This window comes from Flavobacterium kingsejongi (assembly GCF_003076475.1).
Taxonomy (GTDB): Bacteria; Bacteroidota; Bacteroidia; order Flavobacteriales; family Flavobacteriaceae; genus Flavobacterium; species Flavobacterium kingsejongi.
Genome location: NZ_CP020919.1, coordinates 3,222,174 through 3,236,539 on the forward strand (window position 1 = coordinate 3,222,174; position 14,366 = coordinate 3,236,539).

The window sequence follows — 14,366 nt, forward strand, 5'->3', positions numbered from 1 at the left end:
CCATGCTGGAATGGCTTAAAAATATCACTAAAGAAACCCCGGAGTTCTGGAAAAATTACCTTGGTAAATTCGATAAGAAAACCGAGCGTCGCTTTGTGGTATTCAGTACTGAAACTACAGGTACGGATCCTGAAAAAGATAAAGTGCTCTCTATTGGGGCACTGGCAATTATTGATAACAAAATCATTGTAAAAGATGCTTTTGAAATTCAAATTGATCCGGAGAAAAATATTACTGATATTACCCCGCTTTCCCCTATCGGGACAAAAGTATCCGAACCAGAAGCCCTTAAAGAATTTGTTGACTATATTGGTAAAGCCATACTTGTAGGCCATCGGATTAATTTTGATATTGAAATTATCAATGAAGGCCTTTTAAAGCTCAATTGTGGTAAATTAAAAAACGAGGCACTGGATATCGAGATCATGTACAAAAAATGGAAACAACTTACTGATGAGAGGCAACTCTCGCTGGAAGAGCTTTCTAATGCTTTTAAAATGATCAAAAGCGAACGGCATTCTGCGTCAAACGATGCTTATACTATTGCGCTTTTATTCCTGAGGCTCAAATCCCGATTGGACCTGTTGAATTAAGCAATAATAGATTTAATACGATATAAAAAATAGAAAATGATACAATTAGGCTATACCATACTCTATGTTCAGGATGTCGTAAAGACAGTAGAATTTTATGAGAATGCTTTTGCTTTTCAGCGTAAATTTATTGCTCCGGACAATAGTTATGCCGAATTGATTTCTGGGAGTACAACCCTTTCATTTGCAGCTATTGACTTGGCAGCATCCAATCTTACAGCGGGTTTTATAACAAGCACCTTAAAAGCAAAACCTTTTGGAATTGAAATTGGTATGGTTACAGATGATGTTCCTACAACCCTTGCCGCTGCGATTACTGCGGGTGCGACACTACTGGAAACCCCAAAAACAAAACCATGGGGACAGATTGTTGCTTATGTAAGGGATTTGGATGGCTTCCTGATCGAAATTTGTACCCCTGTAGGATAGTTAGAATTATCAATTTACTTTAACGCAAACAATATGGATGCATTAGTTATTTCCGGAGGTGGCAGTAAAGGCGCATTTGCAGGCGGTGTTGCCGAATACCTCATGCAGCATAGCGGCAAAGATTATGATTTATATGTCGGTACTTCCACCGGTAGCCTGTTAATCCCTTTTCTTGCCTTAGGAGATATTGAACGGATTAAAAAAATTTATACGACTATCCGTCAAAGTGATATTTTTACGGTATGCCCTTTTATCATCAAAAAGAAAAATGGTGTAGTTACCACCCGGATGAATCATTTGGGGATTATAAAACAATTTATAAAAAGACAAAAAACCTTAGGAGACAGTACTAATTTACGCAAATTAATCGGGGAAAGCTTTACAGCCGAAGATTTTGCCATGCTGCAATCCAGAGGAAAAGAGATTGTGGTGACAGTCGCTAATCTTACCACTCAGACTATTGAGCACAAATCCTCTAAGGATTATGGTTATGAAGATTATTGTGACTGGATCTGGGCCTCTGCTAACCTGATTCCCTTAATGAGCCTTGTTTGTAAAAACGGACAGGAATATGGTGATGGTGGATTTGGGAACCTGATTCCCGTACAGGAAGCGATTATACGTGGCGCTTCTGCCATAGATGTTATTGTGCTCCGATTGGAAAAAGGGGTTTATAATAATCCACCATTGCGTAATGCCCTCGAAGTTTTCAGCCGAACCTATGATTTTATGCTCAATCAAATTGGGATTGATGACCTGCTTATTGCCAATCTGCAGGCAGCAGGAAATAATGTAGCGGTTCACTTTTATTACATCAACAGACTATTGACCACGCGGTCCTATATTTTTGATGCGGATGAAATGAAAACCTGGTGGCAGGAAGGGTATGAAATGTTTCAGAAAGAAGCCTGTAAAAGCCATTATATCGAATCCAGGGACACCGAAAGTATGGATTAAAATCCTATCAAAATAGCGTTCAAATACTCTTTACTCATTCCAAAATACCAATTCCTATGTTTAGAATAGTACTTTTTAGTTTTTGCCTGATCCTATCTCTTTCTTCCGTAGCACAAACCAACAAATACCCGAATAGCAGCTTTTTAGCCCAGTGTTACAAGGATCCGCAATACCTTGCTTTAAAAGAAAAAGTTTCCAGAGAATTTGCCCATACCCCACCCGGCCAATGGGGCGAATTTGTAAAAGGGGTAGATGAGGATTTGATTACGAGCCAAAAGATCATTGCTTTTACTTTTGATGCCTGCGGTGGTAAAAATGCAGATGGTTATGATTCTGAACTCATTAATTACCTGCGTAAAGAAAAAATTCCGGCTACTTTATTTGTGACTGGAAAATGGATTGATGCCAATTATACTACTTTTTTGGAATTAGCGAAAGATCCTTTATTTCAAATTGAAAATCACGGACTGAATCACCGTCCATGTTCAGTTGATGGGGAAAGTGAATATGGTATTCATAGTACAAAAGATATTCCCGATGCTTTTGATGAGATAGAGGCTAATGCCGAAAAAATTGAAAAAATTACGGGCAAACGGCCCCTTTTTTACCGCTCTGCCACTGCTTATACCGATGAAGCCTGTGCTAAAATTGCAAAGCAACTCGGGATTACCGTAATCAGCTTTGATGTGCTTTCGGGTGATGCAGTCCCAAATACACCCAAAAAAAAAATAACGGATGCCGTTTTAGAACATGTACGTCCGGGGGCTTTGATCATCATGCACTTTAACCGTCCAAAATGGAATACTTTTGAAGCCATGCAGGATATTGTACCCCAACTTCGTAAATCGGGTTATACTTTTGCCCGGCTGAATGATTTTCCTTTAAAACAAAAATAGTAATCGCGGCGATTTAGGTAACCGGAAATTGTAGTTTGACGTGGAAAGTTTTATCTTGGCAGAGACAACTCATTTCGTATCGATCCGCGAGTTCGATTACAGTCGAAAAAAATTACCATTAATAATTTATGGACAGCCACTATAGAATAGCACTTGACCAGGCATTGGCCTGGATAAACTCAAATTATACTGCGACAGGAATAATTGTTAGCGGAAGTATAATTCGTGGCAATCCCAATAAAAATAGCGACTTTGATATCTTTGTTATTCACGACGGCTTATTTAGGCAAAGAGTTCAAAAATTGTTCAATAAAGTACCTTGCGAAATATTCGTAAATAATATTGAACATGTTTACCGCTATTTTGAAAGTGAATTAGCGGATAACAGACCTGTTAGTGCCAATATCATTGCAACAGGACAATTATATATGGGAAACGACAATCAAAAAATAGTTGCCCTTGTTGACGATGCAAAAAAGTACATTTTATTGCCCAAACCCTTAACAGATGAACAACTGATATTTTATAAATACGCTATAACAAATCTGCTTGAAGATGCCACAGATATTTATACCACAGACAAGATAACAACTTTATACATTCTTGACAAAGTAGTAATAGACATAATTCATTTCATTTTTTATGCTAAGCAACAACCCTTACCAAGACTAAAAGACAGAATTGAGAATCTATTAGAATTAGACCCAGTAATAGGAAATTTGATAACGATATATTATGGTGAAAAGAGCGTTGAGGAAAAGTATAAATTGACAAAACAAATGGTTATTGGCTTGACAGGTGTAACAGGTTTTTTTGAATGGAGTTCAGCCCCAGAATAATTATTCTATATAGGCTGTCTCAAAAAACATTTAAAAATCCAATTTATATGTGAGGCATTTTCTATCCTACTTGACATAATGTTAAAAAATATTTTACTACCTAACTAACTACACCTACATTAAATCATGGTACAAAGAATTATTGGTATTATGGGCGCTATGCCCGAGGAAACGAATGGCATTGTTGCATTACTCCAAAATCCGGTTGCTACTACCCGAGGCCGAAGAACTTATACTTCAGGTACCATTAATGGCATTACGGTCGTTGTTGTTTTTTCACGCTGGGGTAAAGTAGCAGCTGCCACCACTGTAACCCACTTGATCCTGGAATTTAATATTACTGAATTGATTTTTACAGGAGTTGCTGGAGCTATACTCGATGATTTAAATATTGGTGACATCGTCATCGGTAACCAGTTCATACAACATGATATGGATGCACGGCCACTAATGGCAAAGTATGAAATCCCTTTACTGGGCGTTACTCATTTTGAAAGTCCAGAGGATTGTATAAACGCTGGATTTGTTGCAGCAAATTCAGCCATTGCAGAAAAGAAACTACATACTGAAATTCCAGAAGCCGATCTAGCCCAATTTGCAATCACAGCCCCAAAAGTAATTATTGGGGTCATTGCCAGCGGAGATCATTTTTTCTCTGACACGGAGACAAAAACAAAATTACTTTCAGAATTACCCGACGTGGTATGTGTAGAAATGGAAGGCGCAGCGGTAGCTCAGGTATGCTATGAATATGCCATTCAGTATACGATCATACGGACAATTTCAGACAACGCAGAAAGCACTTCAGATATTGACTTCGCCGCTTTTATTGCAACAATAGCGAGCAAATATGCTGCATTAATCATACAAAAATTGATTCTATAAACCAGCATTTATAGAAAAGCCTTATAGAAATTATAAGGCTTTTTCTAATATTTATCTTTAAAAAAATAAATTAAAATCTAAATTAATACTTTAAATAAACCGTATAAATAATTAAATTACAATCTATAAATCCATTATACTATCAAGTCCTCTTTTAAACCCTGTAAACGACCCCACTTTTTTGATGGCTAATAAACCACCTTTTACATAAGGAGCTGCTCCAGTACCGGAATCATGGCGGATGGTAAGCCGTTCCTCTTCCAATCCAAAGATTGTTTCCACAGCGATTGTGTAGCTGGGTAAACGTACAGCATGAACTGTTACATTACTTACTTTCGCTCCCCTACTTTCTATTGGGCCTATCAAATTTTTAGCGGTTACAAAATCAGTAGGAACCTGAACTTTAGAAAGTTTGTCTACCAGTTCCAGTGTGGTACCACTGGGGGTATCAATCTTATGGCTATCGGCATAATCAATTACTTCAAAATTTGGAATGTATTTAGCCGCCATTTCTGAAAATTTCTGCAATAATACGGCTGTAATAGCAAAATTCCCGACTGCCAGTACTGAGACTTTTTTATGTAGTGCAAGCGCTTCAATTTCTTCGTAATCTTTCGTAGTTAATCCTGAAGTGCCAATAACTACATTAATTCCTTTTTCGATTGCGATAAGCACATTTTGTTTTGCCACGTCAGGTTTGGTAAACTCTACAAAAACGTCACAATCTATGGTAGAGAGGGCGTCGGATGCATTTCCAAAAGCAGGAACATCATGTGCTGTGAGTTGCAATAACTCTGAAAGGTTTTTCCCTGCCATCTTTCTGGAGATGCCCCCCACAAGTTCTAATTCCGGATCACTATCAATTCCTTTACTCAATGCAGCACCCGCCCAACCTGTGGCGCCGGCTACACAAACTTTTATCTTTCCCATAGTCTATTTTTTGTTCTTTATTTTCATTTCCAAGACAACTTGGCTATAACAAAATTAGTATTCTTTATTTGTTTAAATTTGCCATCTATTTAATATAATACGACAATGCTAAAATGTGGAATGTATTCTGAGAGACCTAATGTACTGGTAGACCGTATCGAAAAGGAAGCCTATGTCTGGTATGAGGCGGATTGGGTGCATGATACCGAAGAACATTCGCATCAGCGGGGCCAGTTGGTTTATGTCGAGAAGGGATTCCAGTATTTACACATATTGGATCGTGTTTATTTGCTACCACAGAACCATGCGGCCTGGATTCCTCCCCATTTACCCCACCGGACTACGGCTGCCTCTCCCCATATCCATCTTCGGACAGTATTCTACCATCTTACAGAATCAGACAGTTTTTATCAGGAATTACGGATTTTTTCAGTTCCCCCTGTCCTGAAAGAAATGATTCTTTACGCGTCCAAGTGGAGCACACGTACAGAATATATTATAGAAGAAGCTACATTTTTAAAAGCGATACTATTGGAGTTGCCGCACTTTTTCAAGCACGCACTTGCACTGAATATTCCTGTACCCCAACAGGAACAATTAATAGCAGTATGCAATTATATTATGGAACATTTTGACTCCGATTCCACTATACTAGATATTGCCGAAAAGCATAATTTGTCACTGCGCTCCCTGGAAAGGCTATTTAAAAATGAAACCGGGATAACCGTTTCAAAGTACCTGCAATTGGTCCGAATTATTAAAGGGGTAGAATTCCTGAGTTCCGGTAACTATAATGTTTCAGAAGTAGCCTATAAAGTGGGATACAAAAGTATACAGGCATTTAGTGCCAGCTTTTATGCGCTGCTGCAAAAAAGGCCTAATGAATTTTTAGGGTAAAAAGCCTCTCATTATAAAATGAAGGGCTTATAGTAAATGCTATTAAAAAGAAACATCATCGGCACTGGGGCCATAGCTTCCGGGAATTGGAATATCTAATAATCTTAAATAGACACCCAATTGCGCACGATGGTGTACTGTTTGGAAAAAAGACATCCGGATCACTTCATATTTGCTCTCCCTGCTGTAAATCTGGCTTCCATTACGAAGTACCCACTCTTTTTCAAAAGTGCTGTCATCTGCCTGGGCTAATGATGCAGTACCATCCCGTAAGGATTTTTCAAAAAAATCAAGAAGTTCTCCTGTGCTTTTTACTATATTATGTGGATAGGGATTGCTCTCAAAATCGAGTTCGTCCGTAGTCAATGCCATTGTCACCCAACCCGGAAGTTCGGCTACATGGGTCGAAAGTCGCTGTAAGGTCATACTCTTGGGGTGTGGCTGCCAGCCAAATTTTTCTGCAGGAACTCGGGCAAGCATTTTGCGGGTTGTTGCTGCTTCCTGTAGCATTTCTTTCTGTAATAATGTGATAAGTTCCATCTTGAATCGGTGTTAATTTGTTTCTGGTACAAAGTAAATCACAGTCGATGACAACCCTATGTCAGCAGGTTTTCGAAATCTGCATTTTTTTTGATCATTTTTTGAAGCAGGTCCTTAACCCTGTCTTTTAATTGCTGTGGTTCGACTATAGTGGCATAATCCGCAAACATCATGTACCAACGTGCTAAACCTTCATCCAATGATTGCGAGAGGAATGTCATATCAACATGAGTATCCGTTACAATTTCTGAAACAAATCCGTAATAATGTTTTCTGTCCTGAAGGTAAACAGCAATCGTGGGATCAATTCGGAGTATAGCTTTCACTAATGTAAGAGTAGTTTTTGATTTTTCCTTTAGTTCCTGGTATTCTTTTAAGCTTGCTCTTTCCAGTTGGTCTATTTCGGTCAGTTCGAGGGCAAAAATCCTATCGGTTCGGAATTGCCGATAACTTTCCCGCAAGTGGCAATAGGCAATGGTATACCAATTTTCATTTTCATGAAAGATACCTATAGGCTCCACCATCCGTTCTTTAGTGGCAGTATCGCCAAAAGTACAGTACTCCATTTTTACTGCTTTCTTATCGGTAATAGCTTTTAGCAGGACATCCAGGATATTTCCCGGTACATTTTCCCTGTTCTGTACTTTTTCCTTTACGATAATCTGTGTTTCTAAATTTTCCAACAGGTCTTTTTCACTGCCTCGTAATACAGCTCTTACTTTATATATTGCAGCACTAAAATGTTTTTGCAGCGTTTGATCGGTAAACTTTCCCATTAGTTTTTCGGCGGTGAGGAAAGCGGTCGCTTCTTCGGGAGTAAACATTACTGGTGGCAAACGATAGCCTTCCACTATGGAATATCCCACTCCGGCTTCACCATATAAGGGTACGCCTGCTTCTTCCAGTGTGCGGATATCCCGGTATACGGTTCGTAAGCTAATCCCAAACCGATCGGCCAAATGTTGTGCTTTGACTACTTTTTGAGATTGGAGCTGGATCAATAGGGCTGTTATTCTGTCGAAACGATTCATGATGTGAATTTATCAGGTTCCAAATATAAATCTTTTACCCCGCATAATGCCAACAGTACCCTATTGGAGATTCTAAATTTAGGAAAGAGCAGGCATTGCTTCTAATTCTTGTTTTAGGAAAGTTTGCACTTCCTCCCAACTGTGTATCCTAAAATGACGCTCGGTAGTACTGTTATGCGCAGCATGGAATAAGATGGGTTTACCTTTGCAAAAATCGAGATTCTTGAAATGATCATCAATCATATAATCCGTTGCAATCACACTTTTGTCTCCACAGAAAATAATATTTTTCCAGGAAATAAAAGGGAAATGCTCTCCCAACCAGGCTTGTTTTTCACTTAATGATTGTGGGAATTCCATTGCTGCAGATACGATGTAGATTTCAAAATCATCGATTAATGCCTTTAGCGCAGCTATAGCTCCCGGCATTACAGGAACAGTCCTGAAAAATCCGGGCGCATTCACAAATTTCCAAACCGCTTGTTTATCCGGAAAAGCTTCTGACTCCGGTTTTCCAATTAATTCTTCCCGGGTTACAAGAACACCATAGTCTCTGGCATACCAGTTAATAAAATGGGTTTCTGTATCGGCTATTACACCATCCATATCGATGGCTATTGTAGGTTTTTTAGTTTTCATATTGCATATATTTGCTGTTTCACGAATACAAAGCTACAACTTATTGCAATATACTGCAATATTTTGCAATATATTTTTAGTTATATTTGCAACATGATAAAGGCAGAAAGACATACGCTCATCTTAGAATCACTCGCAAAAGACCATAAAGTCCTACTGGATCAGATCAGTAAAGTATTGTTGGTTTCAGAAGATACGGTGAGACGTGATATCAAAGAATTATCAGATAAAGGACTTTTAAAAGCAGTACGTGGCGGTGCGATTCCGAAATCCAATATTCCCATGCACTTCAAAGAGCGCCAGCATATTGCTATAGGACTTAAAAAAATAATAGCAGAAAAAGTATTGGAATACATCAAACCTGGTATGGTTGTGCTTATCGATGCAGGAACTTCCGTACTGGCTGCTGTTGTAAACCTACCGAAAGATATTGAACTCACCGTAGTTACGAATAGCTTCCCGGTGGCTTCTATTTTGGAAGATTATCCTAAAATAGAAGTGCTATTCATGGGTGGCAAGCTCAATAAAACCTCTTTTTCTACGACTGGCCATGAGACCATAGAAGCTGTACGTAATATCCGGGCTGATATTTGCCTGATGGGTATCTGTAGTATTGATTCAACAATGGGAGTTACCGGTGATGATTATGAAGATAGCTTGATAAAACGGGCTATGGTCGAAACATCCAAATCAACTATAGCACTTTCTACTTACGATAAGTTGGGTACTTGTGAGTCTTTTTATATTTGTGGGACCAACCAATTGGATGTAATTATTACCGAAGCTGATCCTTCACTCGCCTTTTTTGATGATTATAAAAAAATGGGAATTACAATACAATAAGCTTTTACCCCACTCTTTGTCGCTTTAGATTAACAATATGGCAATTTCAAACAAATTCCTACGCGTATTTTTGTGCCTTAATTAATCCTTATGAAAAGTACAAAAGTCGCTTCCGACAGTCTCCTCCCGAATAAAATAAAAATAATCCTGTCTTTCCTTGGTGTAGTTTTAATAGCCGCCAATCTTAGGGCACCTTTGACTGCAGTGGGACCGGTACTCAATGAGATTAGAAATGCATTGGACTTATCGATCACTGCAGCAGGCTTTTTGACAACAATCCCTTTGTTTGTTTTTGCCTGTTTTTCGATACTGATTCCTAAGCTGACCCAATACTATACGATAGAAAGGATACTTTTTTGTGCTTTACTCCTGTTATCCCTTGGACTTTATACTCGGATATCGGGCACTACTACATCTTTATTTATAGGCTCAGCTATTGTTGGATGCGCCATTTGTATAGGGAATGTACTGATTCCAGCCTTTATCAAAAAAGATTTTCCGAATGCTACAGGAGTGATGATGGGTATTTATGCTGTATCTATGAATTTAACTGCCGCACTGGCCTCAGGTTTTAGTATTAGCATTGGAAAGACAACAACATACGGCTGGAAAGGATCGTTGGGTATCTGGATGGCAGTAGCAATAGTAGCGTTGGTATTGTGGTCACCATTGGTATTCCAAAAGAAAGAAATAAAGATGGGCACGGCTGAGCCTAAGCCGATGTCCAAAAGCATTTTACAATCCAAATTGGCCTGGCAGATTAGCTTATTTATGGGATTGCAGTCTTTGATGTATTATTGTTTAGTAGCCTGGCTTCCAATTGTCCTTCAGGAATGGGGAATGCCCAATGAAGATTCAGGGTGGATATTATCCTACATCCAGATGGCTATGTTGCCCGTGACTTTTGCGGGCCCTATCATTGCTAACAAAATGGCCAATCAAAAAGTTTTGGTGCTGCTTGTAAGTGCAGCTATGGCACTAAGTATTTTGTTGCTGATTGTGTTTAAAACCGATTATATCTATCTTGCTGCCATTTTGTTTGGTATGGCCTCAGGATTGGCTTTTAGCCTCTCAATGATGTTCTTTGTACTGCGAACCAAACAGAATGAAACGGTGGCCAAAATTTCCGGAATGGCACAGTCCATAGGATATTTCCTTGCTGCCTTTGGCCCTCCAATATTTGGAAAACTATATGAATTAAATCACAATTGGAATTACTCTTTCTATTTTATGTTTGGACTGTTATTCCTCATGTTATATGTGGGTATACAAGCGGCCCGGAATAAATATATAGACTAAGTTAATTTCACTATTTAAGAACATTTCAATAGTATTAGTCCTTTTTTTTAAATGGAAATAGCTTAAAGTAAAGATTTAACAAAGCTAGGATAAGTGCTGTAAAAACACCTACAAACAGGCTACGCAATGCGATGGCACCTAAAGTACTAAGAAGATTTGTTCTCTCGAAGTTAAATAAAATAGTATTCAGGACGTCATACACAAATAAGCCAGTGGTTAAACCAACTGCTACTATAATAAAAACAAATTTAAACGTATTTAGTTTTTTCATTTTATAATTCCAATCAGGTAAGGCTGATATACTTCAAAAATACTAATTATTTAGAAATCACACTAAATTCCATTGTTTTTTCTACGTGCTTTTGGGCTGTAATTCCTGTTGCATATTTTGAGTTCTTGCCATGATTGTATTTTTTGAGGTAAGCAACATTAATCGCAGCACTTAAATCGCTGGAGTCTTCCGGAATATCGGCTTTAATCTGAAATTGCCTTTCGCCACATTGTAGGTAACCAATCGGTTCCGTTAAAAATGTATTGTACCAACTTTTTTCTGCAAAGCTCCACGATCGTGCAAAAATCCGGTTGCCCACAGCAACCATCCAGATGTTGGTAAAAGTCTCCCGCTCCATTCCTGCTTTAATTCCAATTAAATTTGTCGCGTTGATCAATTGTACTGCTAATTCCTGATTCGATTGTTCCATAGCCTGATTTTAAAAGTTAATGCTTTTAGGAATCAAAAGTACTAGCAAGGGATTACGTTACAAACTTTATTATACCATTTGACCCTAAATCAATGTTGTTCGCCTATTCTGGGATGTAGTTGTACTATAACATTCTTTTCTCTATGGCTGTTATGAGGCAATTTTTATAGCTTTTGGCTATTGCTATTTTTTGATACTGCACTATTACATGATTGTCTTCTATCCGATCGATGCTATCAAGGTTGACGATATAGGAATTATGAACCCGCATGAATTCCTCCGGGAGAGTTTCAATAAGTTCCTTCAGGGATTTATAATAAAGATGCTTTTGACCATCAAGGAGGTTGATTTCGACATAATTTCCGAGCCCTTTAATTACTGTGATCTCTTTATAATAGAGCTTTATCAGTTTTTTATCAGTTTTTATAAAAGCAAAGCTATCTTTCATTCCGTATCAATTTGGTGGCCTACATAAGCATTATTTTGCAATACGGGAACTGTGTTGCTTATATTGAAGTCAGCCGCCAGGATAATGTCTTTTTCGAATCCTCGGGCAATAAGTTCTTTCCCTGAGCTGCATCTTTTAAGTTCTTCATATAAAGTTGGCTGTAGCTGCTCAAAAAGAACCAGTCCTGTTTTACTTTCCGGGGATAAGGTTCCGGGTAAATAAGAAATAATAGCGCCAGCACCTAATAAATCTTCAAAAGCAACCCGCATGCTACCATCCGGCCACTGTTCACCGGCAGCAATAATTCCAATCTTACGGCCATAGGTTTGGGCCTTTAGGGCAACTGCTTTTGCATTTCGTAAGCTGCCGCAAAGTGTTGGTGTAGTCTGTGTCGCCAAGCTTAAGGTCGCTCCGTTTGGAGATGCCAATACTAATTTATGATGGGCTGGTATATTCAATAATGAGGTTGGAGAGAGTGAAAATCCATCGGTGAATTTACGTTTAAAATCAGCCAATTCAGCGCCAATACTTTCCGCATAGGCAATAGCCGATTCATCTTTCCAACGATATGGATATACGATAGCACCATTTTGTGTTGCTATGGATACGCAGGTAGAAAACGATAGGACATCGACAATAATAGTTACATCACAAATTGGAACAAGCATTTCAATTGCCCCCATACCCCATTCTAAGCGGATATCAAATTCATGTTGGTTATAAATCATATTTTAATACTGAATTTGAAATTATTTCGTTGCGATGTATTCTTTGTAACCACTCTTTTGGTAAAAATCAGATATGGGGATATTATAAATATCTTTCCAGGAGTTTTTCCCATGAATTTTGACATATTCTTCAATAATACGGAATCCCATAAAGTAGCATAATTCATTTTCTACTTCTTTGGATAACCCTTCAATCAATGGCTTGCAATCGTTATTCCTGCCACAATGCCTGAATATAGGACACCCCTCTTCATTGGTTTTAAACAAATAAGGCTCGAGTTTTTCAAAAATTTCTTTTTCCCTGCTCATGAGTAGCTGCGTTTCTGAACCATACAGTGCATCTTCCCGATTTTGTTTCAGGTAGATGTATGTAAAATATACGGCCAGGCCTTCATCCATTGTTATTCCAAGTCCCATTTTACCAACCGGGTCTTTTTCCATCAGCGGACCAAAAATCAAATGCTCCAATTCGTGAGCAAACACTTTGTTAATGGATTGTGTATTCCAGGAATCACCAAACATATCAAGTATCATGGAATTATTATCACATCCTCCAAAAATCTGAAAATCTTTTGGGCCAAAATAAACCAGCCACTTACCTTCTCCTGTATGCCCTGTAATTTTCTGGACAGCAGTTAAATGATTAGTAAATAATGCATTGATGTTTAGGCTATCCAGAACTGCCAGCTTTTTACGGATAACACTTTCATTGGCGAGTAAATTCCTATTCCATTCATACAATCCTTTGGGTTGAAAAAGCGGGCTATTGGCATCGCCAAAGATCATTCCCAGGCAATTATCAAAAGCATATTTATTGGGTTCGTATACTTTTTTTAGAATTAACAGACTGTCATATTGATTGTCTTTATGCGCAAGGATTTGTTGCTTAAAAGCATTATTGATGGTCATTTTTCCTACGGTAATACTGTCTTCTACCAAGAGTACTTTATCAAAAATAGTAGCTATTGTATTTTGTTTTTTATGGGCTTTACAGCCAATGCAAAGCACGACTATAAGTGCAAGAAATCCTTTTTGTATCATTTGTACAGGGAGTAATTTCAGAGTGATGATTTTGAGATTTCAAACATACAATTAATTTAAATAGTAAAAAATGAGTAGTGGCTATGATTCCATTAATAAGATAGGAATAAGTTTTAAAAAAAAGTATAAGTGACGTAGGGGTAAAATGAATATCAGTTGTATTACCAGTATAACAAGAGCTCAATTACATAATCCTAAAAACAAATTGCCTTATGACACGGCTTATCATTACCACTGTTTTTCTTTTTTGGCTATTAAAAAAAATATAGCATCGCTATTCTTTTATGGTGCCTACTATACTGATGTATTGTATAAAAACCTGAAAAAATATTCAGTGTTCAATTCCATATTGGCCATGAAACTACAAGCTAAAGAAGAACATACTGTGTCTTTCAGCAACTCCCATGACCTAAACGTTACAGAACTTCAAACCAAATAAATCCACTTATGCAGCTCACAATTCTAAACCGTTGGATTGATAAAATGCTTTTTTTCAGTGTAAACCATGGGCCAATTCCTATGGTACAACTTCATGAAATTGAAAATAACAGCTTTATATTATACACCTTATTAATTGCAGTAAGTTTTATGCTATTTGAATTTATATTGTTGCACGTTTTCCAATATAACAGTATTGCAAAAAAAATGTACTCAGGATCCGGACAGCTAA

The 14,366-nt window shown here is 37.9% G+C and carries 18 protein-coding genes; 10 read left to right on the forward strand and 8 right to left on the reverse strand.

The window, feature by feature from the left end:
* The first annotated feature begins 2 nt into the window (after positions 1-2).
* From FK004_RS14445 to FK004_RS14470, 6 genes are all read left to right on the forward strand, one after another.
* Positions 3-593, forward strand: coding sequence for a 3'-5' exonuclease (locus FK004_RS14445; protein ID WP_108737894.1), 591 nt, complete (start codon positions 3-5; stop codon positions 591-593).
* A gap of 36 nt (positions 594-629) precedes the next feature.
* Positions 630-1,022: a VOC family protein gene (locus FK004_RS14450; RefSeq protein ID WP_108737895.1), complete on the forward strand. Its 393-nt coding sequence runs from the start codon at positions 630-632 to the stop codon at positions 1,020-1,022.
* A gap of 33 nt (positions 1,023-1,055) precedes the next feature.
* On the forward strand, positions 1,056-1,979 hold the full coding sequence (locus FK004_RS14455) for a patatin-like phospholipase family protein (RefSeq protein ID WP_108737896.1): 924 nt from the start codon (positions 1,056-1,058) through the stop codon (positions 1,977-1,979).
* A gap of 56 nt (positions 1,980-2,035) precedes the next feature.
* On the forward strand, positions 2,036-2,875 hold the full coding sequence (locus tag FK004_RS14460; protein WP_108737897.1) for a polysaccharide deacetylase family protein: 840 nt from the start codon (positions 2,036-2,038) through the stop codon (positions 2,873-2,875).
* Between the two features lie 128 nt (positions 2,876-3,003).
* Positions 3,004-3,714 (forward strand): nucleotidyltransferase domain-containing protein, encoded by a 711-nt coding sequence (locus FK004_RS14465; protein ID WP_108737898.1) that lies wholly within the window; start codon positions 3,004-3,006, stop codon positions 3,712-3,714.
* A 126-nt stretch (positions 3,715-3,840) separates the two neighbouring features.
* Positions 3,841-4,599, forward strand: coding sequence for a 5'-methylthioadenosine/adenosylhomocysteine nucleosidase (locus FK004_RS14470; protein WP_108737899.1), 759 nt, complete (start codon positions 3,841-3,843; stop codon positions 4,597-4,599).
* Between the two features lie 123 nt (positions 4,600-4,722).
* Here the strand turns inward: FK004_RS14470 and dapB are convergent, their stop codons facing one another.
* Positions 4,723-5,529, reverse strand: coding sequence for a 4-hydroxy-tetrahydrodipicolinate reductase (gene dapB / locus FK004_RS14475; RefSeq protein WP_108737900.1), 807 nt, complete (start codon positions 5,527-5,529; stop codon positions 4,723-4,725).
* 120 nt (positions 5,530-5,649) lie between these two features.
* Between dapB and FK004_RS14480 the strand changes: the two genes are divergently transcribed.
* Positions 5,650-6,426, forward strand: coding sequence for an AraC family transcriptional regulator (locus tag FK004_RS14480; RefSeq protein WP_108738862.1), 777 nt, complete (start codon positions 5,650-5,652; stop codon positions 6,424-6,426).
* Between the two features lie 42 nt (positions 6,427-6,468).
* Here FK004_RS14480 and FK004_RS14485 read toward each other — a convergent pair whose 3' ends face one another.
* From FK004_RS14485 to FK004_RS14495, 3 genes are all read right to left on the reverse strand, one after another.
* Positions 6,469-6,966, reverse strand: a complete 498-nt coding sequence (locus tag FK004_RS14485) for a DinB family protein (RefSeq protein ID WP_108737901.1) — start codon at positions 6,964-6,966, stop codon at positions 6,469-6,471.
* Positions 6,967-7,022: 56 nt separating this feature from the next.
* Complete coding sequence (locus FK004_RS14490; RefSeq protein ID WP_108737902.1) at positions 7,023-7,997, reverse strand: helix-turn-helix transcriptional regulator; 975 nt, start codon at positions 7,995-7,997, stop codon at positions 7,023-7,025.
* Positions 7,998-8,075: 78 nt separating this feature from the next.
* A complete protein-coding gene (locus FK004_RS14495; protein WP_108737903.1) occupies positions 8,076-8,636 on the reverse strand; it encodes a 5' nucleotidase, NT5C type in 561 nt (186 codons plus the stop codon).
* A gap of 93 nt (positions 8,637-8,729) precedes the next feature.
* Between FK004_RS14495 and FK004_RS14500 the strand changes: the two genes are divergently transcribed.
* Together FK004_RS14500 and FK004_RS14505 are read left to right on the forward strand one after the other, a co-directional pair.
* On the forward strand, positions 8,730-9,479 hold the full coding sequence (locus FK004_RS14500; protein WP_108737904.1) for a DeoR/GlpR family DNA-binding transcription regulator: 750 nt from the start codon (positions 8,730-8,732) through the stop codon (positions 9,477-9,479).
* 90 nt (positions 9,480-9,569) lie between these two features.
* The gene (locus FK004_RS14505) at positions 9,570-10,778 is read left to right on the forward strand and encodes a CynX/NimT family MFS transporter (RefSeq protein WP_108737905.1); all 1,209 of its coding nucleotides are present in this window, start codon (positions 9,570-9,572) and stop codon (positions 10,776-10,778) included.
* 317 nt (positions 10,779-11,095) lie between these two features.
* Here FK004_RS14505 and FK004_RS14515 read toward each other — a convergent pair whose 3' ends face one another.
* The 4 genes from FK004_RS14515 to FK004_RS14530 all read right to left on the reverse strand — a co-directional run bounded on the left by FK004_RS14515 (position 11,096) and on the right by FK004_RS14530 (position 13,696).
* A complete protein-coding gene (locus FK004_RS14515; RefSeq protein ID WP_108737907.1) occupies positions 11,096-11,479 on the reverse strand; it encodes a DUF2255 family protein in 384 nt (127 codons plus the stop codon).
* 124 nt (positions 11,480-11,603) lie between these two features.
* A complete protein-coding gene (locus FK004_RS14520; protein WP_108737908.1) occupies positions 11,604-11,927 on the reverse strand; it encodes a LytR/AlgR family response regulator transcription factor in 324 nt (107 codons plus the stop codon).
* Entirely contained in the window at positions 11,924-12,655 is a 732-nt protein-coding gene (locus FK004_RS14525; protein WP_108737909.1) for a 2-phosphosulfolactate phosphatase, read from the reverse strand. The genes FK004_RS14520 and FK004_RS14525 overlap by 4 nt, the downstream gene beginning before the upstream one ends.
* Before the next feature lie 21 nt (positions 12,656-12,676).
* Positions 12,677-13,696, reverse strand: coding sequence for a hypothetical protein (locus FK004_RS14530; protein ID WP_108737910.1), 1,020 nt, complete (start codon positions 13,694-13,696; stop codon positions 12,677-12,679).
* Positions 13,697-13,943: 247 nt separating this feature from the next.
* On the opposite strand from FK004_RS14530, the gene FK004_RS14535 reads away from it, so the two are divergent.
* Positions 13,944-14,135 carry a hypothetical protein gene (locus FK004_RS14535; RefSeq protein ID WP_227871612.1) on the forward strand — a complete coding sequence of 64 codons (192 nt, stop codon included), beginning with the start codon at positions 13,944-13,946 and terminating at the stop codon, positions 14,133-14,135.
* Positions 14,136-14,366 lie beyond the last annotated feature (231 nt).